The 21234-nt window shown below is 69.5% G+C and carries 20 protein-coding genes; 11 read left to right on the top strand and 9 right to left on the bottom strand.

Annotated features, from left to right (window positions below; translation table 11 throughout):
- Positions 1 to 83: 83 nt before the first annotated feature.
- The 5 genes from M9M90_RS04330 to gpmA form a co-directional block, all read right to left on the bottom strand.
- Positions 84 to 851 (bottom strand): crotonase/enoyl-CoA hydratase family protein, encoded by a 768-nt coding sequence (locus M9M90_RS04330; RefSeq protein WP_254835940.1) that lies wholly within the window; start codon positions 849 to 851, stop codon positions 84 to 86.
- Between the two features lie 62 nt (positions 852 to 913).
- Positions 914 to 2179, bottom strand: coding sequence for a pentapeptide repeat-containing protein (locus tag M9M90_RS04325; RefSeq protein ID WP_254835939.1), 1266 nt, complete (start codon positions 2177 to 2179; stop codon positions 914 to 916).
- A 95-nt stretch (positions 2180 to 2274) separates the two neighbouring features.
- Positions 2275 to 3534, bottom strand: coding sequence for a pentapeptide repeat-containing protein (locus M9M90_RS04320; protein ID WP_254835938.1), 1260 nt, complete (start codon positions 3532 to 3534; stop codon positions 2275 to 2277).
- A gap of 80 nt (positions 3535 to 3614) precedes the next feature.
- A complete protein-coding gene (locus tag M9M90_RS04315; protein WP_254835937.1) occupies positions 3615 to 4061 on the bottom strand; it encodes a bifunctional diaminohydroxyphosphoribosylaminopyrimidine deaminase/5-amino-6-(5-phosphoribosylamino)uracil reductase RibD in 447 nt (148 codons plus the stop codon).
- Entirely contained in the window at positions 4058 to 4771 is a 714-nt protein-coding gene (gene gpmA / locus M9M90_RS04310; protein WP_254835936.1) for a 2,3-diphosphoglycerate-dependent phosphoglycerate mutase, read from the bottom strand. Before gpmA ends, M9M90_RS04315 begins: the two co-directional genes overlap by 4 nt.
- Positions 4772 to 4871: 100 nt before the next feature.
- On the opposite strand from gpmA, the gene M9M90_RS04305 reads away from it, so the two are divergent.
- The 8 genes from M9M90_RS04305 to M9M90_RS04270 all read left to right on the top strand — a co-directional run bounded on the left by M9M90_RS04305 (position 4872) and on the right by M9M90_RS04270 (position 12624).
- Positions 4872 to 5117 (top strand): hypothetical protein, encoded by a 246-nt coding sequence (locus M9M90_RS04305; RefSeq protein ID WP_254835935.1) that lies wholly within the window; start codon positions 4872 to 4874, stop codon positions 5115 to 5117.
- Between the two features lie 13 nt (positions 5118 to 5130).
- Positions 5131 to 6096, top strand: a complete 966-nt coding sequence (locus tag M9M90_RS04300) for an SIS domain-containing protein (RefSeq protein ID WP_254835934.1) — start codon at positions 5131 to 5133, stop codon at positions 6094 to 6096.
- Positions 6097 to 6194: 98 nt separating this feature from the next.
- Positions 6195 to 7697: a phosphomannomutase/phosphoglucomutase gene (locus tag M9M90_RS04295; RefSeq protein ID WP_254835933.1), complete on the top strand. Its 1503-nt coding sequence runs from the start codon at positions 6195 to 6197 to the stop codon at positions 7695 to 7697.
- Between the two features lie 131 nt (positions 7698 to 7828).
- Positions 7829 to 9133: a UDP-glucose/GDP-mannose dehydrogenase family protein gene (locus M9M90_RS04290; protein WP_254835932.1), complete on the top strand. Its 1305-nt coding sequence runs from the start codon at positions 7829 to 7831 to the stop codon at positions 9131 to 9133.
- Positions 9126 to 9644 carry a DUF6886 family protein gene (locus M9M90_RS04285; RefSeq protein WP_254835931.1) on the top strand — a complete coding sequence of 173 codons (519 nt, stop codon included), beginning with the start codon at positions 9126 to 9128 and terminating at the stop codon, positions 9642 to 9644. The genes M9M90_RS04290 and M9M90_RS04285 overlap by 8 nt, the downstream gene beginning before the upstream one ends.
- Positions 9645 to 9996: 352 nt before the next feature.
- On the top strand, positions 9997 to 10671 hold the full coding sequence (locus tag M9M90_RS04280) for a DUF969 domain-containing protein (RefSeq protein WP_254835930.1): 675 nt from the start codon (positions 9997 to 9999) through the stop codon (positions 10669 to 10671).
- Positions 10668 to 11618, top strand: a complete 951-nt coding sequence (locus M9M90_RS04275; RefSeq protein WP_254835929.1) for a DUF979 domain-containing protein — start codon at positions 10668 to 10670, stop codon at positions 11616 to 11618. Before M9M90_RS04280 ends, M9M90_RS04275 begins: the two co-directional genes overlap by 4 nt.
- Entirely contained in the window at positions 11596 to 12624 is a 1029-nt protein-coding gene (locus M9M90_RS04270) for a DUF2891 domain-containing protein (RefSeq protein WP_254835928.1), read from the top strand. The genes M9M90_RS04275 and M9M90_RS04270 overlap by 23 nt, the downstream gene beginning before the upstream one ends.
- Here M9M90_RS04270 and M9M90_RS04265 read toward each other — a convergent pair.
- Both M9M90_RS04265 and glmM read right to left on the bottom strand, forming a co-directional pair.
- Positions 12621 to 13643 (bottom strand): adenosine deaminase, encoded by a 1023-nt coding sequence (locus tag M9M90_RS04265; RefSeq protein ID WP_254835927.1) that lies wholly within the window; start codon positions 13641 to 13643, stop codon positions 12621 to 12623. The two genes, M9M90_RS04270 and M9M90_RS04265, sit on opposite strands and share 4 nt — an antisense overlap.
- A gap of 207 nt (positions 13644 to 13850) precedes the next feature.
- Positions 13851 to 15203 carry a phosphoglucosamine mutase gene (glmM, locus tag M9M90_RS04260; RefSeq protein ID WP_254835926.1) on the bottom strand — a complete coding sequence of 451 codons (1353 nt, stop codon included), beginning with the start codon at positions 15201 to 15203 and terminating at the stop codon, positions 13851 to 13853.
- A 141-nt stretch (positions 15204 to 15344) separates the two neighbouring features.
- On the opposite strand from glmM, the gene glmS reads away from it, so the two are divergent.
- The 3 genes from glmS (at position 15345) to M9M90_RS04245 (ending at position 18969) form a co-directional block, all read left to right on the top strand.
- On the top strand, positions 15345 to 17165 hold the full coding sequence (glmS, locus tag M9M90_RS04255) for a glutamine--fructose-6-phosphate transaminase (isomerizing) (protein ID WP_254835925.1): 1821 nt from the start codon (positions 15345 to 15347) through the stop codon (positions 17163 to 17165).
- A 64-nt stretch (positions 17166 to 17229) separates the two neighbouring features.
- Entirely contained in the window at positions 17230 to 18099 is an 870-nt protein-coding gene (locus M9M90_RS04250) for a UTP--glucose-1-phosphate uridylyltransferase (protein ID WP_254835924.1), read from the top strand.
- A gap of 9 nt (positions 18100 to 18108) precedes the next feature.
- Positions 18109 to 18969, top strand: coding sequence for an SDR family oxidoreductase (locus M9M90_RS04245; protein ID WP_254835923.1), 861 nt, complete (start codon positions 18109 to 18111; stop codon positions 18967 to 18969).
- A gap of 141 nt (positions 18970 to 19110) precedes the next feature.
- On the opposite strand, the gene chrA is transcribed toward M9M90_RS04245, so the two are convergent.
- On the bottom strand, positions 19111 to 20457 hold the full coding sequence (gene chrA, locus M9M90_RS04240) for a chromate efflux transporter (RefSeq protein ID WP_254835922.1): 1347 nt from the start codon (positions 20455 to 20457) through the stop codon (positions 19111 to 19113).
- On the bottom strand, positions 20454 to 21197 hold the full coding sequence (locus M9M90_RS04235; protein ID WP_254835921.1) for an alpha/beta fold hydrolase: 744 nt from the start codon (positions 21195 to 21197) through the stop codon (positions 20454 to 20456). Before M9M90_RS04235 ends, chrA begins: the two co-directional genes overlap by 4 nt.
- Positions 21198 to 21234: the final 37 nt, after the last annotated feature.

Raw genomic sequence — 21234 nt, 5'->3', positions numbered from 1 at the left:
GCTGACCGCACGGCGGCGGCGGAGCGGCTGCCGGACCTGCCCGGAATTCCCGAGCTTCGCCACCGGCGAGCCGGACGGGTAGCTCAGAACGCCCCGCCGCGACCCTCGCCGGCGACGAAGCGGGCGGCGCCTTCGCGGGCCTCGCCCGACCGCAGGGTCTCGAGGCCGATGTCGACCTCGGCCTGCATCGCCGCCTCCCAGTCCAGCGACCACTGGCCGATGGCCGAGAGCCTGTCGTTGCGCAGGCAGGTCTGGGGAAAGGCCGACAGTTGGGCGGCGAGCTCCAGCGCCGCGTCGAGGGCCCCGCCGCGCGGCGCGATGCGGTTGGCCAGGCCGATGGCGTAGGCCTCCTGCGCCTCCACCGGCCGACCGGTGAGGATCAGGTCCATGGCCCGGGAGTGGCCGATCAGACGCGGCAGGCGCACGGTCCCCAGGTCGATCAGCGGCACGCCGAACCGGCGGCAGAACACCCCGAAGACCGCGCCCTCGGCGGCGACCCGCAGGTCGCACCAGGCCGCCACCTCGATGCCGCCGGCCACGGCGTGGCCCTCGACGGCGGCGATCACCGGCTTGCCGAGCGCCAGCCGGGTGCAGCCCATGGGCCCGAGGTCGCCTTCGCGTTTGACCGGATTGCCCCGCGCCTCGCTGACGCCCTTCAGGTCGGCGCCGGCGCAGAAGGTCCCGCCGCGACCCTGCAGCACCGCCACGTCCAGGGCGGGATCGGCGTCGAAGGTCTTGAAGGCGTCGTAGAGGGCCTGGGCGGTGGCGCTGTCCACGGCGTTGCGTCGCTCGGGACGCTCGATGGTGACGATGGCGGTGCGGCCGCGGGTCTCGACGCTGACGGTGTCCATGCTGGGTCTCCCGTTGAGATGACCCGAGACTAGCGGCTGCCCGGACGCCAGCCCACTGGAGACTAGGCGGCCAGCACGATCTCGAGGCCGACCGAGCCCGCCAGGCCCACGTCGCGCAGGCTGGCGCCGGTCATGATCGCCCTGGTGAAGTCGCTGCCGCGCAGGTCGGCGCCGTCGAGGATCACCCCGGTCATGTCGGCGCGCTGGGCGATGGCGTAGCGCAGCTTCGCCCCGCCCAGTTGCGAGGGCTGACTGCGGCTGGGGCCAAGCGGTAGCGGGGCGAAAACCGTGTCGCGCAGATCGGTCTTGATCAGGTTGGCGCCCGCCATCCGGACGCCCCGCAGGTCGCCGGAATCCAGGATCGCCCCGCGCAGGTCCGCGCCCTCCAGGTTGGCGCCCTGCAACTGGGTCCCCGTGAGGTCCAGGCCGACCATGATTGCGCCCTTGGCGCTCATGGCGCTGAGGCGCAGGCCACGCAGCTTGTCGCCCAGGGGCCGCAGGTCCTCGCCGTCCAGCATCGCCGGTTGTCCTTCCCGTCCGCCGGTCTTGCACCACAGGTGGTTGGACAGGGCTTGGTCCAGCAGCGACGGCGCCTTGGCCATGGCCTCGGAGGTGACCACTCCGATGGAACCCAGCATGTTGGTGGCGTCGGACAGCCGCGCGGCGCCGACATCGACGTCGCACAGCACCGTGCCGGAGAGGTTGGCGCCCTCCAGGTTGGCGCCGGCCAGATCGACCCCGTCGAAGATGGCGCCGGCGAAATTGGCGTCCTTGCAGTTGGCGCGGGCGAGCTTGGCGCCCTTCAGCGAGCAGTCGGTGAAGTCGGCGGCATAGGCCGAGGCCTCGTCCATCTGCGAGCCGTGCAGGGTCGCGCCGGCCAGCACGGCGTTGTCGAGCTGGCCGTGCCGGCGCTCGTGCGACAAGGAGGCCAGGCCCTTGCTGGGATGCGGGATGGCGATCTGGCCGATGCGGAAGTCCGCCTGGCTGAGATCAGCGCGGCTGAGGTCGGCTCCGCGCAGGCAGGCGCCGCGCAGATCGGCGCGCGTGAGGTTGGCGTGACGAAGGTCGGCCTTGCGCAGGTCGCAGCCGAACAGGTTGGCTCGCGAAAGGTTGGCCCCGACCAGCTTGGCGCCGTCGAGGATCGAGGCCGAGAGGTCGGCGTCCGAGAGGTCGCGCCCCGAGAGCTCGGCCCGGGAGAGGTCGACGAACCGCAGGGCGGCCCGTTTGCCGCCGGGCTTGCCGGCGACGAAGCGCTCGTGAGCCACGACGATCATCTCGATCTCACCCGCAGAAAGCTTGCGGCGACCCGACAGCCCGATGGCGCTCACGGAACGATCTCCCTCTTAACCTCACGATGCCGGTCGTCTACGCGCGGAAGACCGACTGAACCGTTAAGCCTACTGGGAGCCGTGCGGCTGACGCGTCAGATGGCGTCTTCCAGGCCCCGGGCGCCCCACTTCTGGGCGTTGGTGAGCACGGTCTGCTTGACCATGGCGTTGGTGAAATTGGCGCGGCTGAGATCGGCGTCGACCAGGATGGCGTGGCGGACGTCGGCGCGGGCGAGGTCGGCGTTCTTCAGGCTGGCCCCCGTCAGGTTGGCCGGCAGCATGCGGTCGGCGCCGATCAGCAGCGGTCCGAGCTGGGCGTCGCGCAGGTCCGCGCCCGACATCTTGGCCCCCACCAGCCGCGCGCCGCGCAGGTCGGCCCGGCGCAGGTTGCAGTTGCGCAGGTCGGCACCGTCGAGCTGGGCGCCCTGCAGCTGCACACCTTCCATGTCGAGGCCGTAGAACGTCGCCCCCTTGGCCGACAGCGCGGTCAGGTTGAAACCGCGGATGGTCTCCAGGGCCCGCAGGTCGGCGTTGTCGAACACGCTGGGCGTGCCCTCGGAGCCGCCGGTCTCGCACCACTTGGCGTGGTCGCGGATCATGGTCTTGTAGGGCAGGTCCTCGACGGACTTGCCCGAGGGCTCGTCCGTCAGGGCGCCGCGCATGTCGGCCTGGCTGACGTTCCACGCGAAGGTCTTGGCCCCGACGAGAATGCAGTCGCGCATGTCGGCTCCGGCGAGGTCGGCGCCCGACAGGTCCGCGCCGGCCATGTTGGCGCCGGACATATTGGCCTGCTTGAGGTTGGCCCGGACCAACTTGGCGTCCTTCAGGATCGCATCGCTGAAGTCGGCCTTGATCGCCATGACGCCGGACAGGCGCGAGCGCTCAAGATTGGCGCCGGCCAGGATCGCGCCGTTGGCGTCGCCCACCCGGTTGTGGTGCTCCAGCACCCGCAGGCCCTTGTCGCGGTCGACGGCGGCGATGGAGCCTTCGCGCAGGTCGGCCTCGAACAGGTCGGCGCCCGTGAGATTGGCGTTGCGCAGGCAGGCGCCGCGCAGGTCGGCCCGGCGCATGGAGGCGTCGGTCAGGTTGGAGTTCTGCAGGTCGGCGCCGAACAGGTTGGCGTGGTCCAGCCGCACGCCCTGCATATGGCAGTCGGCCATGATCGCGCCGGTGAAGTCGGCGTCGCAGAGATTCTTGCCGCGAAGATCCAGCCCCGACAGGTCACGCCAGGCGAACACCGCCCGGGCGCCGCCGGGCTTGGAGGTCCAAAGGCGGTCGTGCTTGGCGCAGATGGCTTCGAACTCGGTCTGTCCGAGCTTGGGAAGATCTGGAGTAGGCGCGGTCAGGATCGACATACGGAACTTGGGGAACCCGGGGAAACTGGGCCAATCCTACCGCCCGGCAATTAACACGCTCTTTCCGCCACTTAAGGCGGTTAGGGTGAATCGTCGCAGGGTCGATAGCCGACATAGAGCGCGCTGGCCTCGCCGGCCAAAACCCCCAGTTGAACCTCGATCCCGGCGGCACGCAGCCGTTCGGCGCCCTGTCCGGCGGCGAAGGGCGAGGCGTCCTCGCAGGCGATCAGCACCCGCGCCACGCGCGCGGCGACCAGTCGCTCCGAGCACGAAAACCCGCCCGACGAACGCGCCCCGCAGGGCTCTAGGGTGACATAGGCCGTGGCGCCCCGCGCAGCTTCTCCCGCTCGATCAAGGGCTTGCTCCTCGGCGTGCGGGCGCCCGCCCGGCGCGGTCGCCCCCTCCCCGACGATCTCGCCGGCCCTTACGATGACGCAGCCGACGGACGGGTTGTCCGCGGTCAGGCCGAGGTTGGTTCGCGCCAGCTCGATCGCGCGGCGCATGTGGTCCTGGTCGGTCGCGCTCATGCCGCCTGGGGCAAGGACGTGGCGCGGCTCTCGTCGAGGTAGCGCGCCGCGATCGGATTAAGGTTAGCGTCCAGGTCGATCAGCAACGGATTTCCGGTAGGGATCTCGACGCCGATGATCGCCTCGGAGTCGAGGCCGTACAGCAGCTTGACGATCGCCCGCAGCGAATTGCCGTGGGCGGCCACCAGCACGGTCTCGCCCGCCTTGAGGTGCGGCGCGATCTCCGCGTCCCAATAGGGCTGCACCCGCTCCAGGGTGGTCTTCAGGCTCTCGGTGTCCGGCAGGACGGCGCCGGTGTAGCGGCGGTCCTTGGCGAAGTCGAACTCGCCGCCGGGCGCCAGGGGCGGCGGCGGGATGTCGTAGGAGCGCCGCCAGATCTTCACCTGTTCGGCGCCGTGCTTGGCGGCGGTCTCGGTCTTGTTCAATCCCGTGAGGCCGCCGTAGTGGCGCTCGTTCAGCCGCCAGTCCTTGGTCTCCGGGACGAAGACCTGCCCGGCGCTGGTCAGCGCCAGCCACAGGGTGCGGATGGCCCGGGTCAGCACGGAGGTGAAGGCCCGGTCGATCGAGAGGCCCGCGGCCTTGATCAGCTCCCCGCCCTTGGTCGCCTGGGCCTCGCCCTCGGCCGTCAGGTCCACGTCGACCCAGCCGGTGAAGCGGTCATCGAGGTTCCACTGGCTCTGGCCGTGGCGGAGGAGGATCAGTTTCGACAAGCGCTTGGCTCCTTCAGCGGTTGCGAGCGGGCTAAGGGCCAGGGCCGCCAGCGTCAAGGCCCGCTGGCTCCTTGTCTAAGCGCCGTCTATATGTGCGCCGATGCTCAATCGCCTGTTCTTCCCGGCGCTCGCGGCGCTCGCCCTAGGTCTGATCGCCCTGGCGATGGTCTGGCCCCAGGGGCTGGGCGACCGGTCATGGGGACCGTTCGGCCGCCCGCCGATCCAGCGCACGCCGGAAATGCAGGCGGCGATGAAGCGCGAGACCGAGGCTTCTGAGCAGCGGCTGAGCCAGGCCCGAGCCGCCGTCTCCGACCTGCAGACCCAGGCGATCTCGCCGACCAAATGACGGACCCCGCCCGATGAGCAATTTCGACGCCGTCGCGGTGGCCCGCCGCGTGCTGAACACCGAGGCCGACGCGCTGCGCCTGCAGGCCGACGCGCTGGGCGCCGACTTCGTGCGCGCCGTCGATATCCTGGGCTCGGCCAAGGGCCGGATCGTCTGCACCGGCATAGGCAAGTCGGGCCACGTGGCGCGCAAGATCGCCGCCACCTTCGCCTCCACCGGCCAGCCGGCCTTCTTCGTCCACGCCACCGAGGCCAGCCACGGCGACCTGGGCATGATCGGGCCCGACGACGTGATCCTCGGGCTCTCGAAGTCCGGCGAGGTGCGCGAACTGGCCGATATCCTGGCCTACGCCACCCGCTTCCACATCCCGTTGATCGCGATCACCGCCTCGCTCGACAGCGCGCTCGGGCGGGCCGCCACCGTGGTCCTGGAGCTGGCCGACGGGACCGAGGCCACCGCGGAGGTCAATGCGCCGACCACCTCCACCACCTTGCAGATCGCCCTGGGCGACGCGCTGGCCGTGGCCCTGCTGGAGCGGCGCGGCTTCACGGCCAAGGACTTCAAGACCTTCCACCCCGGCGGCAAGCTGGGCGCAATGCTCCGCACGGTGGGCGACCTGATGCACGGCGCCGATCAGGTGCCGCTGGTGACGCCCGACACCCCGATGCGCGACGCCCTGATGGTGATGACCGGCAAGACCTGGGGCATCGTCGGCGTGCAGGGCCCGGACGGACGGCTCGTCGGAGTGATCACCGACGGCGACCTGCGCCGTCACTTCGACGACCTGGTGACCCATACCGCGGGCGAAGTGATGACGCCTGGTCCGAGAAAGACCGTGCCGCCCGGCATGCTCGCCTCCGAGGCCCTGGCCCTGATGAGCGATCCGCCGCCGTCGGTCACCGTCCTGTTCGTGGTCGACGAGGGCCGGCCGGTGGGAATTCTGCACGTCCATGACCTGCTTCGCGCCGGTGTGATGTAACCAATGTCGCAATCGCGAAGTTCATAGGCGGCGTTCGGATAGTCTTAAGGGTGGAACACCTTTAAACACGACGCCCGACACGATCCGATGGAGTTCCGATGCTGCCCGTTCCGCGCGCCGACCTGATCCCCAATACGATCGAGTACGAGAATACGCCGCTGGTGAAGGCCACCGGCTTCCGCGAATACGACGCGCGCTGGATGCTGGGGCCGGACATCAACCTGCTGGGCATCGAGGCCCTGGGCGTCGGCCTCGGGACCTATATCCAGGAACTGGGTCAGACCAAGATCGTGGTCGGCCACGACTACCGCTCCTACTCGACATCGATCAAGCAGGCCCTGACGCTCGGCCTGGTCTCGGCCGGCTGCGAGGTGGTCGACATCGGCCTGGCCCTGTCCCCCACCGCCTACTTCGCCCAGTTCGAACTGGACGCCCCCTGCGTGGCCATGGTCACCGCCAGCCACAACGAGAACGGCTGGACCGGGGTGAAGATGGGCGCGGAACGGCCCCTGACCTTCGGCCCCGACGAGATGGGCCGGCTGAAGGAGATCGTGCTGGGCGGCCTGGGTCAGTACAAGGCCGGCGGCTCCCTGACCCATGTCCAAGGCTTCGCCGAACGCTTCATCGCCGACGTCTCCAGCCGGGTGAACATCAAGCGCCCGCTTAAGGTGGTCTGCGCCTGCGGCAACGGCACGGCCGGCGCCTTCGCCGCCGAGGCCCTGCGCCGGATGGGCGTGGCCGTGGTCGTCGAGATGGACTGCGAGCTCGACTGGAACTTCCCGCGCTACAACCCCAATCCCGAAGACCACGAGATGCTGCAGGAGATGGCCAAGGCGGTGCGCGAATTCGGCGCCGACCTGGCCCTGGGCTTCGACGGCGACGGCGACCGCTGCGGCGTGGTGGACAACACCGGCGAGGAGATCTTCGCCGACAAGATCGGCCTGATGCTGGCCCGCGACCTGTCGGAGCTGCACAAGGACGCGACCTTCGTGGTCGATGTGAAGTCGACCGGCCTGTTCGCCACCGATCCGGTGCTCAAGAAGAACGGCGCCAAGACCGTCTACTGGAAGACCGGCCACAGCTACATCAAGCGCAAGACCGCCGAGCTGGGCGCCCTGGCCGGCTTCGAGAAGAGCGGCCACTTCTTCTTCAACGACCCCATCGGGCGCGGCTACGACTGCGGCCTGACGGCGGCCGCGGCGATCCTGGCGATGCTGGACCGCAACCCGGACAAGAAGCTGTCGGAACTGAAGGACGCCCTGCCGATCGCCTACACCTCGCTCACCATGTCGCCCCACTGCGCCGACGAGGTGAAGTACAAGGTCGTCGAGGACGTGGTGGCCGAGTACGAGGCTTTGGCCAAGGCCGGCGGCACGATCCTGGGCCGCAAGATCGTCGAGGTGATCACCGTCAACGGCGTCCGCGTGGCGCTGGCGGACGGCTCCTGGGTCCTGGTCCGCGCCTCGTCCAACAAGCCCGAGATCGTGGTGGTGGTGGAGAGCACGCAGTCGGACGCCGACATGCGCGCCCTGTTCCGGGAAGAGGTTAAGCCGCGCCTGGCCAAGCGGCCGCAGGTCGGCGCCTACAACCAGGAAGTCTGACCCAGGACCGTCGTTGGGCGCGGCTTTTGCTGCACCGCGATACGAATGTGCCGTTCTGGTTCGGCGTCGTGATTGCGGGTGCGGTCGCGGCGTGGTGAAAGGCGGCCGAACCCATTTATCGAGGATAGTCCATGCACGTCGCGATGATCGGAACCGGCTATGTGGGCCTGGTTAGCGGCGCCTGTTTCGCCGACTTCGGCCACACGGTCACCTGCATCGACAAGGACGCCAGCAAGATCGAGCGCCTGCGCGGCGGCGGCATCCCGATCTATGAACCGGGCCTCGACCTGCTGGTCGCCCAGAACGTCAAGGCCGGGCGCCTGTCCTTCGACACCGAGGCCGCCGAGGCGATCCACAAGGCCGACGCGGTGTTCATCGCCGTGGGCACGCCGTCGCGGCGCGGCGACGGGCATGCCGACCTTTCCTATGTCTATGCCGCGGCCAAGGAGATCGCCGGCCTGTTGAACGGCTTCACCGTCATCGTCACCAAGTCCACCGTGCCGGTCGGCACCGGCGACGAGATCGAGAAGATCATCCGCGAGGCCCGGCCCGACGCACAGTTCGCGGTGGTCTCCAATCCGGAGTTCCTGCGCGAGGGCGCGGCCATCGAGGACTTCAAGCGCCCCGACCGCGTGGTGGTCGGCACCGACGACCCGCGCGCCCGCGCGGTGATGACCGAGCTCTACCGCCCGCTCTATTTGAACGAGACGCCGATCGTCTTCACCACGCGGCGGACCAGCGAGCTGATCAAGTACGCGGCCAACGCCTTCCTGGCGCTGAAGATCACCTTCATCAACGAGATCGCCGACCTCTGCGAGGCGCTGGGCGCCGACGTGCAGCAGGTCGCCCGCGGCATCGGCCTGGACAAGCGGATCGGCAACAAGTTCCTCAACGCCGGCCCGGGATACGGCGGCTCCTGCTTCCCGAAGGACACGCTCGCCCTGGTGCGCACCGCCACCGACGCCGGCTCGCCCGTTCGGCTGATCGAGACCACGGTCAAGGTCAATGACGAGCGCAAGAAGAACATGGCCGGCAAGGTTTCCGACGCGCTCTCCGGCGACCTGGCCGGCAAGACGGTCGGGGTCCTGGGCCTGGCCTTCAAGCCCAATACCGACGACATGCGCGACGCCCCCAGCCTCGACATCATCCCTGCCCTGCAGGCCATGGGCGCCCGCGTCCAGGCCTTCGATCCCGAGAGCGGCCACGAGGCGCGCCAGCTCTTGCGCGACGTGGACTTCAAGGACAATCCCTATGACGTGGCCCACGATGCCGACGTCCTGGTGATCATCACCGAGTGGGACCAGTTCCGCGCCCTGGACCTCGACCGGGTGAAGCTGCTGATGAAGGCCCCCGTGCTGGTGGACCTGCGCAATATCTACAAGCCCGACGAGGTCCGCTCGCGGGGCTTCAAATACGCCAGCATCGGGCGTGCCTAGGCTCTTCCACGTCAGCGAGGAGGCCGGCATCGCGCGGTTCGCCCCGCGGCCGCCGCCTTCGACGGATTCCGGCGTGGAGGGCGACTGCGTCTGGGCGGTGGATGAGGACCATCTGGTCAATTATCTGCTGCCCCGCGACTGCCCGCGCATCACCTATGGCCGGGGACCCAAGACCACCGAGGCCGACGCCGAGCGCTTCCTGACGGGCGCGCGGCGGGTGGTGGCCTTCGAGGCGGCCTGGCTGGAGCGGGTGAAGGCCTGCACCCTGCGCGTCTATGAGATGCCGGTTGAAACGTTCGACCTGGCCCTGGGCGAGGCCGGTTACTGGATATCGCGCGAGGCCGTGATCCCGCTCGCCGAACGGGTGGGGACGGACCTGATCCGGACCCTGCTCGAGGCGGGGGCCGAAGTTCGGGTGTTGCAGGATTTCTGGCCGCTCAGCGACGCCGTGGCGGCTTCCAGCCTCGAATTCTCCATCATCCGCAAGCGCAACGCCTTCCCCCGGCGTTGAGCGCAAGCCGTTACGACAGCAAATGGATGAGGGTGTTGGCGATCCATACGGCGCCGGCCCAGAAGGCAACGCCCATAACGCCGACGAAGGCAAGGCAGGCGATAGAGCTCATGCTCTTCGTCTGGCCTCGCGACGAGCGCCCCATGGCGGGGTGTCGCGACATGTTTCACTCCCAGTTCGTTTCTAAAGTCGCGCCGGTCGAGCGGTGCGAACATTACGAGGCTGTCACAAATCATCCGGCTTGGATAGTGGCGTCGCCTCTCGGGAGATACGCGCCAAAGGCGACGCCAGTTCAGGCCTATGAAGCCAGGCCGGCTCGGTTAGAGTTCGGCCGCACTTGGGGAGCGCGCGCGTGCTGTCGCTGATCGGGATCGTCATCGTCGTTGTGGGCTTCATGGCCCGGCTCAATCCGCTGCTGGTGGTCACCGTGGCGGCCCTGGTCACCGGGGTGGCGGGCGGGATGGGGCCTGTGGAGGTGGTCGAGACCTTCGGCAAGGCCTTCAAGGAGAACCGCTATGTCAGCGTGGTCTGGGTGGTGCTGCCGGTCATCGGCCTGCTCGAGCGGGCCGGACTGCAGGAACGGGCCAAGACCCTGATCGGCGCGATCCAGGCGGCGACCGTCGGCCGGCTGCTGCTGCTCTATTTCGTCCTGCGCCAGGCGACGGCGGCGCTGGGCCTGACCTCCCTGGGCGGCCACGCCCAGATGGTCCGGCCGCTGATCGCGCCCATGGCCGAGGCCGCCGCCGAGACCCGCTACGGCCAGTTGGCCGACGACACCCGACAGACCATCCGCGCCCACACCGCGGCGGCCGACAATATCGCGCTGTTCTTCGGCGAGGACATCTTCATCGCCATCGCCTCGATCCTGCTGATCAAGGGCTTCCTGGAGCAGAACGGCATCATCGTTGAGCCGCTGCAGCTTTCGGTCTGGGCCATCCCGACCGCCGTCTGCGCCCTGGCCATCCACGGGACCCGGCTGATGCTGCTGGACCGGCGCCTGGCCCGCACCCTGGCGGATGCCCGATGATCGGACTGGAGCTCCTCTACGTCATCGCCGGCGCCTTCTTCGCCGCCATAGCCGTTCTCAGCGCCCGCGACGCCAGCAATCCGAAGCGTTTCAAAAATACAGCGTTCTGGGGTCTGTTCGCTGTCTGCTTCCTGTTCGGTTCGCATCTGCCCGACCTGGTCAACGGCCTCTTGGTGATCGCCATGGTGGCGGTGGCCGGGTTCGGCGGCCTGGGCCAAGGCGCCCCGGCCACCAGCAGCCCCGAGGCGCGCCGCGAGAGCGCCGCGCGCTTGGGGAACAGGCTCTTCCTGCCGGCGCTCGCCATCCCCGCCACGGCGCTGGCCGGGACCTTCCTCTTCAAGCGGCCGGAACTGGCCAGCCTGGTCGATCCGAAACAGGCCACCCTGGTTTCGCTGATCCTGGGGGTCTTCGTGGCGCTGGCGATCGCCATGCCGATGCTGCGCGCCAGGCCGGTCACGCCGCTGCAGGAGGGCCGCCGCCTGCTCGACACGGTCGGCTGGGCCGCCGTCCTGCCGCAGATGCTGGCGGCCCTGGGCGCCGTCTTCGCCGCCGCCGGGGTCGGGACCGCCATCGGCGCCCTGGCTTCGGAGTGGCTGCCGGACGGGAGTCAGCTCGCGGCGGTGGCCGCCTACACCTTCGGCATGGCGATCTTCACCATGATCATGGGCAACGCCTTCGCCGCCTTCCCGGTGATGACCGCCGGGATCGGCCTGCCGCTGATCGTCGTCCGCTTCGGCGGCGACCCGGCGATCATGGGCGCCATCGGCATGCTGTCGGGGTTCTGCGGAACCCTGATGACCCCCATGGCGGCCAACTTCAACATCGTCCCCGCCGCCCTACTAGAGCTCACCGACCGCAACGGGGTCATCAAGGCCCAGGTCCCCACCGCCCTCCTCCTGCTGCTCGCCAACACGGCCCTGATGTATGTCCTCGTCTTCCGCTTCTGAGCTCACCCCCGACCTCGCCGCGAAGTTCGCGCGGCTGGCGCTGGGCCACGTCACCAAGCCCTATCCCTACAAGCTCGACCATGTGATGGCCGGCGACGAGGACGTACTGGCGCCCCGGGTGCTGCACCCGATCTTCCACGGCAGCTTTGACTGGCACTCCTGCGTCCACGGCTACTGGCTGCTGGCCCGGCTGCTGCGGCGGTTCCCGGACATGGCGCCCGCCGCCGAGATCCGCGCCCTGTTCGACGCCAACCTGACCCTCGACAAGGCGGCCGGCGAGCTGGCCTATCTGGCGCGCCCGACCAGCCGCGGCTTCGAGCGGCCCTATGGCTGGGCCTGGCTGTTGATGCTGGGGGCGGAGCTGGAACGGCACGACGCGGCCTGGGGTCCGAACCTGCGCCCGCTGGCCCGGGCCTTCGCCGACCGGTTCAAAGCCTTCCTGCCGCTGGCCACCTATCCGATCCGCACGGGGGCCCACGGCAACACCGCCTTCGCGCTCTCGCTGGCGTCGGACTACGCCGCGCAGGTCGGCGACGACGAGCTCGACCGGCTGATCGCGGCCACCGCCAGGGGCTGGTACCTGGCCGACGCCGGCGCCCCGGCCTGGGAGCCTAGCGGCGACGACTTCCTCTCCCCGACCCTGGTCGAGGCCGAGTGCCTGCGCCGCATCCTGCCGGCCACCGACTTCCGGATCTGGTTCGCGCGCTTCCTGCCCGACGCCGCTGATCGCGCGCCCGCCACCCTCTTCACCCCGCCCACGGTCAGCGATCGCACCGACGGCAAGATCGCCCACCTGGACGGACTCTGCCTCAGCCGCGCCTGGTGCTGGCGGTCGATCGCCGGATCCCTGGACGCCGCCGATCCGGTCCGCGCCATGGCGCTGGCCGCCGCCGACCAGCATCTCGCCGCGGGCCTGGCCCACGTCGCCGGCGACTATATGGGCGAGCACTGGCTGGCCACCTTCGCCCTGCTGGCGCTGGAGGCGGGCGACGCCCCCTCTCGCTAGGCCGGGGCGTGGGCCGCCGCGTAGAGGTCGACCTCGACGAGGCGGCTCTCGATCTCGCCGGGCGTCAGGAACGAGCCGGTGAAGCTGTTGCGGGCCAGGGTCACCAGCTCGTCGCGGGTAAGACCCAGGGCATGGGCGGTGGAGATCCAGTTCTCGGCCAGATAGCCGCCGAAATAGGCCGGGTCATCGGAATTGATCGTGGCCTTGAGGCCCAGGCGAAGCATCCGCTTCAGAGGGTGGGACGGAAGCTCATCCACCACGCAGAGCTTCAGGTTCGAGAGCGGGCAGACCGTGAGCGGCACGGCCTCGGCGACCAGACGCTTCACCAGGTCGGCGTCCTCAAGCGAGCGGTTGCCGTGGTCGATGCGGTCGACGCGCAGCAGGTCGAGCGCCTCGCGGACATACTCCGGCGGCCCCTCCTCGCCGGCATGGGCCACGAGCTTCAGGCCCTGCTCGCGGGCGGCGGCGAAGACCCGGGCGAATTTCGAGGGCGGATGTCCCAGCTCCGATGAGTCCAGTCCCACCCCGGCGATGCGGTCCAGATAGGGCCGCGCCTGGTTCAGGGTCTCGAAGGCGGCTTCCTCGGACAGGTGGCGCAGGAAGCAGAGGATCAGCTTGGAGGTGACGCCGAGCGTCGTCCTGGCCTCCTCCATGGCCGCCAGCAGGCCTTCAGCCACGGTGGCGAAGGCGACGCCCCGCTCGGTATGGGTCTGGGGATCGAAGAAGATCTCGGCGTGGGTGGCGCCGTCCTCGGCCACCCGGCGGAAATAGGCCAGGGCCAGATCGTGGAAATCGCGCTCGGTCAACAGCACCCGGGCGCCTTGATAGTAGATGTCCAGGAAGTCCTGCAGGTTGGAGAAGGCGTAGGCCGCGCGCACCGCCTCCACATCGGCGAAGGGCAGTTCGATCCCGTTGCGCCGGGCGAACTCGAACATCTGCTCGGGCTCAAGGCTGCCCTCGATATGCAGGTGGAGTTCCGCCTTGGGCAGGCCGCGGATGAACGCTTCGAGATCGGGCATCACTCGACTCCAGACACCGGTGGGAATCGCCCACATGGCGAAAGTGTCTTCTCCCCATGTCCGAAAGACCAGCCCCGGCCATCCTCGCATCCGCTCATCCCGGCGGAGGCCGGGACCCAGTTTCAGCCGCTGCGCTTGTGGATTTCCCGTCGAGTCCCAGCCTTACGATCTGGGTCCCGGCCTTCGCCGGGATGAGCGGTGGTTTGTTCAGGCCGCGGCCTTCTTCACCGCACCGACGATTTCCCTGACCACCTGGCTGACCAGCTTCTCGTCGTCGCCCTCGGCCATGACCCGGATCAGCGGCTCGGTGCCCGAAGCGCGGACCAGGATCCGGCCCGTGCCGTTCAGGCGCAGCTCGGCCTCGGCGATGACCTCCTTGACCTGGTCGGTCTCCAGCGGCTTGCCGCCCGAGAAGCGGACGTTCTCCAGCTTCTGCGGAACCGGCTCGAACTGGTGTGCCAGCATGCTCATGGGCTGGCCGCTCTCCTTCAGCACCGCCAGCACCTGCAGGGCCGCCAGCAGGCCGTCGCCAGTCGTGGAGAAGTCGGACATTATCATGTGGCCCGACTGCTCACCGCCCAGGTTGAAGCCTCCCTCGCGCATGCGGACCATCACGGCGCGGTCGCCCACGGCGGTGCGCTCCAGCGTCAGGCTGCGCGCGTTGAGATAGCGCTCAAGGCCCAGGTTCGACATCACCGTAGCGACCACACCGCCCCCGGTCAGACGGTCCGTCTTCGCCCAGGCGTCGGCGATGATGGCCATGATCTGGTCGCCGTCGACCACGCGGCCCTTCTCGTCGCAGATCACCAGGCGGTCGGCGTCGCCGTCGAGCGCGATGCCGATGTCGGCGCGGAACTCCTTCACCGCCCGGACCATGGCCTCGGGATGGGTGGAGCCGCACTCCTCGTTGATATTGGTCCCGTTGGGATCGACCCCGATCTTCACGACCTCGGCGCCCAGTTCGTACAGCACCACGGGCGCCACCTTGTAGGCGGCGCCATTGGCGCAATCGATGACGATCCGCAGGCCCGCCAGGCTCAGCCGGCGCGGGAAGGTGGCCTTGGCGATCTCGACGTAGCGCGCCTGGCTGTCGTCGACGCGGGCGACGCGGCCCAGCTTGGTGGGGGCGGCCAGGCCGTCGGCCAGGCCCTGGTCCATCAGAGCCTCGATCTCCAGCTCGCGGGCGTCCGACAGCTTGTAGCCGTCCGGGCCGAACAGCTTGATGCCGTTGTCGGTATAGGGGTTGTGCGATGCCGAGATCATCACGCCCAGGTCGGCGCGCAGGGAGCGGGTCATCATCGCCACGCCCGGGGTCGGCATCGGCCCCAGCAGGCGCACGTCCATGCCGACGCTGGCGAACCCGGCCACCAGGGCGGGCTCGACCATGTAGCCCGAGAGCCGGGTGTCCTTGCCGATCACCACCATGTGCCGGCGGTCGTCCTGGGACATGAACAGCTTGCCCGCCGCCAGGCCCACGCGCAGCGCGACCTCGGCGGTCATGGGATGGCTGTTGGCCAGGCCGCGGATGCCGTCGGTGCCGAAATAGGCGCGCTTGCTCATGGGGTTCTCATGGTGCTCGATTGGGCCGCGAAACGATCCGAAACCCAGATTTAATCGACGCCGCGTTTGCGAATGCTAAAGGCGGCTCTGCGTTGAAGACTATCGACCTGCGCGCGTTTCGACAAAGGATGTGAAGCCACCATGTGCGGCATCATCGGCATCGTTGGGAATTCCTCTGTCCAGGAGCGGCTGATCGACAGCCTGAAGCGTCTGGAATACCGCGGCTATGACAGCGCCGGGGTGGCCGGGATGGTGGACGGCAAGCTCCAGCGCCGCCGGGCCAAGGGCAAGATCCGCGCCCTGGAGGACGTCCTGGCCGACGCGCCGCTGAACGCCACGGTCGGGATCGGCCACACCCGCTGGGCCACCCACGGCGCGCCCTCGGAAGCCAACGCCCACCCGCACAAGTCGGGCCGGGTCAGCCTGGTGCACAACGGCATCATCGAGAACTTCGCCGAGCTGAAGCGCGAGCTGGAGGCGCAAGGCCGCGTCTTCGAAAGCCAGACCGACACCGAGGTCATCGCCCAGCTGCTGGACTCCGAGCTGGACAAGGGCCTGGAGCCGCTGGCGGCCCTGAAGGCCACCCTGGACCGGCTGACCGGCGCCTATGCCCTGGCGGTGCTGATCGAGGGCGAGGACGAACTGGTCATGGGCGCGCGGCGCGGAAGCCCGCTGGTGGTCGGCTACGGCGAAGGCGAGATGTTCATCGGCTCCGATGCGCTCGCCGTCGGGCCCTTCACCAACAAGATCGCCTATCTGGAAGAGGGCGACTACGTCGCCATCGACCACGCCACGGCCCGTATCTTCGACGAGACCGGCAAGGCGGTCGAACGCAAGACCCAGGTCGTCTCGGCCTCTGCGGCCCTGGTGGAGAAAGGCAACTACCGGCACTTCATGGAAAAGGAGATCCATGACCAGCCGGAAGGGTGCCAGCGGACCATCGCCGCCTATGTGGACGCCCTCTCCGACACCACGACGATTCCCGGCGACATCGATTTCACCAAGCTGGACCGGATCCAGATCGTGGCCTGCGGCACGGCCTACATCGCCGGCTTGCTGGGCAAGTACATGATCGAGCAACTCGCCGGCCTGCCCGTGGACGTCGAGATCGCCTCTGAGTTCCGCTACCGCAACCCCGCGATCAGCGCCCAGTCCCTGGCCATCGCGATCTCGCAGTCGGGCGAGACCGCCGACACCCTGGCCGCCCTGCGCCACTGCAAGGCCGCGGGGATGAAGAGCGCCGCCCTGGTCAACGCCGTCCAGTCGACCATCGCCCGCGAGGCCGACGTAGTCTGGCCGATCCACTGCGGCCCCGAGATCGGCGTGGCCTCGACCAAGGCCTTCACCGCCCAGGTCAGTCTCCTCACGACCCTGGCCGTCGCCGCGGCCCGGGCGCGCGGCCGGATCGACGCGGCGGAAGAGAACCGGCTCGTCCGGGTGCTGCTCGAAGCGCCCCGCCTGATGGCGGAGTCGATCAATCTCGAGGAGGCTGTCCGCAACATCGCGTTGGAGGTCTCCAAGGCGCGCGACGTGCTCTATCTGGGTCGCGGCCCCATGTATCCCCTTGCCCTGGAAGGCGCGTTGAAGCTGAAGGAAATCAGCTATATCCACGCCGAGGGCTATGCCGCCGGCGAGCTGAAGCACGGGCCGATCGCCCTGGTGGACGAGGCGACGCCCATCGTCATCCTCGCCCCTTTCGACAGCTATTTCGAGAAGTCTGCGTCGAACATGAGCGAGGTCATGGCGCGGGGCGGTCAGGTGATCTTCATCACCGACCCCGACGGGGCCAGGCACGCGCCCGCCGGGGCCAAGGTGGTGGTCACCGCGCCCAAGTGCGATCCGCTGATCGCACCGCTGGTGATGTCCGCCCCCATCCAGCTCCTGGCTTATTACGTCGCCGTCCAGAAGGGCGCCGACGTCGACCAGCCGCGGAATCTCGCCAAGTCGGTGACGGTCGAGTAACTCCCCCCGGTGGATTTAACGCCCGCGCTCGGCTAGTCCGAGGGGCTGTGACTGGAGGGCCTGCATGACCAGACGTGTGCGCAAGGCGGTGTTGCCGGTGGCCGGATTGGGCACGCGGGTGCTCCCCGTGGCCCGGGCCACGCCGAAGAACCTGCTGAACGTCTTCGACCGCCCGATCCTCTCCTATGTGGTCGAGGAGGCCCGCGCCGCCGGCATCGAGCACTTCGTGTTCATCACCAGCCGCGGCCAGGGCGCCATCGAGGACTATTTCGACGGCAATCCCGAGATCGAGGGCGCGCTGGAGGCCAAGGGCAAGCACGACGTCCTGGCCGAGGTCCGCCGCGACATCCTGCAACCCGGCTCCATGAGCTTCGTGCGCCAGATGGCGCCGCTGGGGCTGGGCCACGCGGTCTGGTGCGCCCGCGACGTCATCGGCGACGAGCCCTTCGCCGTCATCCTGCCCGACATGCTGATGGCCGCCCAGACCCCGGCCCTGGCCCAGGCCGTGGCCGCCCACGACAAGGTCGGCGGCAATATCGTGGTGGTCGAGGCCGTGCCCGACAGCGAGACCCACAAGTACGGCATCGTCGCCCTGGACGGCCGCGAGGGGCGTCTCAACCGCATGACCGGCATGGTGGAGAAGCCGCCCGTCGGGACCGCGCCCTCGAACCTGATCATCTCGGGCCGCTATATCCTGCAGCCGGAGATTTTCGAGCTGCTGGAACGCCAGGGCAAGGGCGCGGGCGGGGAGATCCAGCTCACCGATTCCATGGCCGAGCTGATGAAGTCCCAGCCGTTCCACGCCCTGGAATATGACGGCGTCACCTATGACTGCGGCGACAAGATCGGCCTGTTGCGGGCCAATGTCGCCTTCGCGCTCGCCCGTCCCGACCTGGGCGAGGCCGCCCGCGCCGCGATCACGGCCCTGCTCTAGGCCGGCCCGTTGCGGCTGTTCATCTACGGCTACGGTTTCGCGGCCCAGGCGCTCACCCGCAGGCTCCAGCCGCAGGGCTGGAACATCTCGGCGACCTTTCGCAGGCCCGAGGCCGCCCAGGCGATGACCGCCCAGGGCGTCGACCCGGTCGCCGCCGACGACATCGGCGGCGTGGCCGAGCACCTTGCCAGGACCCAGGCCATACTGATCGCCGCCCCGCCTGGTCCGGAGGGCTGCCCGGCCCTGCAGGTCCTGGTTCCGGCCCTGGCCCGCGCCGAGGCCTTCCCCGACTGGATCGGCTATCTGTCCACCACGGGGGTCTATGGCGACCGCAAGGGGGGCTGGGTGTTCGAGGACAGCCGCCTGGCCGCCCAGTCCACCGAGGGCGCCCGCCGGGTCGGCGCCGAGCGCGACTGGCTGGAAGTGGGCCGCGGCATGGGTCTGACGGTGACCGTTCATCGGCTGCCCGGCATCTACGGCCCCGGCCGGTCGGCCTTCGACCGCCTGCGCGAGGGCAGGGCCCGGCGCGTCGCCGCCCCGGGCCAGGTGTTCAGCCGCATCCATGTGGACGACCTGGCCGCGGGCCTGGACGCGTCGATGGCCCGGCCGCGGGCGGGCGGCGTCTACAACCTCTGCGACGACGAGCCCGCGCCCAACAGCGAGGTCGTGGCCTATGCCGCGCGGCTGCTCGGGATGGAGCCGCCGCCGGAGGAGCCCCTCGACCTGGAGGCCATGACACCCCAGGCGCGGCGCTTCTACGCCGAGAGCAAGCGCGTGGCCAATGCGCGGGCCAAGGCCGAGCTCGGCTGGCGACCGCTCTATCCGACCTACCGCGAGGGCCTGGCGGCGATCCTTGCGGCCGGCGGCTGACCGAGCCCCAGATCCTCCCCTTCTGGGGGAGGTGGCGCGTCGCCCTCTTCGGCGACGTGACGGAGGGGGCTGAAGCCCACAAGCCAGGGTCAAAGTCCCCCTCAGTCAGCTTCGCTGACAGCTCCCCCAGAGGGGGAGCATCTAGACCCCCGCCACCGCGCTCAGCGCGAGGCCGCCCAGGGCGCAGGCCATGAGCGTCGGGACCAGGCCCAGCTCGAACCGCAGCATGGCCAGCATCGCCGCCACGGTGAGCACCGCCGCGCGCCAGTCGAGGCTGGCGAGGTCCGGGAGGTCGACGCCCCCAAGCTCCACGACCCGCCGGAAGAGGACGTGCAGGGCGAACCAGACGGCGAGGTTGGCGATCACCCCCACGACAGCGGCGCTGATCGCCGCAAGCGCCGCGCCGGCCGCCTGATGGCCGCGAAGCGCCTCGGCGTAGGGCGCGCCCACGAAGATCCACAGGAAGCTCGGCGCGAAGGTGACCCAGGTGGTGAGCAGCGCTCCCAGACAGCCGGCCAGCAGAGGGTCCAGCCCGCCCGCATTGCGATAGGCGGCCAGGAAACCCACGAATTGCAGGACCATGATCAGCGGCCCGGGCGTGGTCTCCGCCAGCCCCAGGCCGTCGGCCATCTCGCCGGGGCTCAGCCAGCCGAAGCCGTCGACGGCGGCCTGGGCCACATAGGTCAGGACCGCATAGGCGCCCCCGAAGGTCACCACGCCCATGGTCGAGAAGAAGCCGGCGATCTTGGTCCAGACGCTGGCCTCGCCGAACAGCGCGAACAGCACGGCGACGGGCGCCAGCCAGATCGGCAGCCAGATCGCCGCCACCCGCAGGGCCCGGCCGCGGGACGGGACCAGGTGGGGCGCCTCGCCCCGGGCGATGATCCGGTCCACCAGCCCCGGCGTTTCGTGGTCGATGTCGTGGCCGTTCGCACCGCCGCCGAACAGGCCCGGCGCCGCCCATCCCAGGGCCGCGGCGAGCGCCACCACCAGCGGAAACGGCACGTTCAGGACGAACAGGCCCAGGAAGGCCGCCACGGCCACGGCCAGGGCCGCGCGCGACTTCAGGGCCCGACGGCCCACACGCAGCACCGCCTCGGTCACGATGGCCAGCACCGCGCACTTCACGCCCAGGAACAGGCCCTCGGCCACCGGGGTCGCGCCATAGACGACGTAGAGGATGCTCAAGGCCAGCATCACAACCGCCCCAGGCAGGACGAAGAATATCCCCGCCAGCAGGCCGCCCGCCGTGCGGTGCATCAGCCAGCCGACATAGGTGGCGAGCTGCTGGGCCTCGGGGCCGGGCAGCAGCATGCAGTAGTTGAGCGCGTGCAGGAACCGCCGCTCGCCGATCCAGCCGCGTTCCTCGACCAGCACCTTGTGCATCAGGGCGATCTGGCCGGCCGGGCCGCCGAAGCTCAGCAGGCCGATCCGCGCCCAGACCCGCGCCGCGGCCCAGAAGCTCGGCAGGACGGGGGGTTCGGTCACGCGACGTCCTCCACGGCGGCGATCAGCCGGGCGATGTCCCGGGGTCGCGACAGCCGGTGGTCCCCGTCCTTGATCAGGCTGAACACCACGTCGTGGCCGCGGATCGCCTGGGCCAGTTCCAGGGCGTGGCGCCAGGGCACGTCGGGATCCTCGCCGCCCTGCAGGATGCGAACCGGGGCGTCGACGTTCACGGGGCCCGGCAGGATCGACCAGCGCGCGCCGTCCTCCAGGAGGGTCGCGGTGATCGGATAGGGGTCGCCGTAGTCCGACGGCCGCATCCAGACGCCGGTGGCCTTGAGCTCAGCGCGGCCGGCGGCGGTGATCTCCGGGCCCATCAGCTTCTCGGTGAAGTCGGGCGCCGGGGCGATCAGCACCATCGCCTTCACGTGCTCCGGCGCGGCGGCGGCCACCAGGCAGGCGATCCAGCCGCCCATGGAGGAGCCGACCAGAACCGCCGGGCCGGGCGCAAGCTCGTCCAGCACCGCCAGCGCGTCCTCTCGCCAGCGGGTGATGGTCCCCTGGGCGAAGTCGCCGTCGGACTCGCCATGGCCGAAATAGTCGAACCGCACATAGGCGCGGCCGAGGGCCAGGGCCCAGTCGGCCAGGGCCTGCGCCTTGGTCCCGGCCATGTCGGACTTGAAGCCGCCCAGCCAGACCACGGTCGGTCCGGCCCCGGCGACGCGGCGCCAGGCGATCCTCGCCCCGTCGGGCCGCTCCAGGAATCCGGCTGTCTCGGTCATGGTGTTCTCATAACGCAAGGATGTGACGGCGCGAACG

The organism is Phenylobacterium sp. LH3H17 (assembly GCF_024298925.1).
GTDB lineage: Bacteria > Pseudomonadota > Alphaproteobacteria > Caulobacterales > Caulobacteraceae > Phenylobacterium.
The sequence above is the reverse complement of the archived record's forward strand: the minus strand, read 5'-3'. Positions and strand labels throughout refer to the sequence as shown.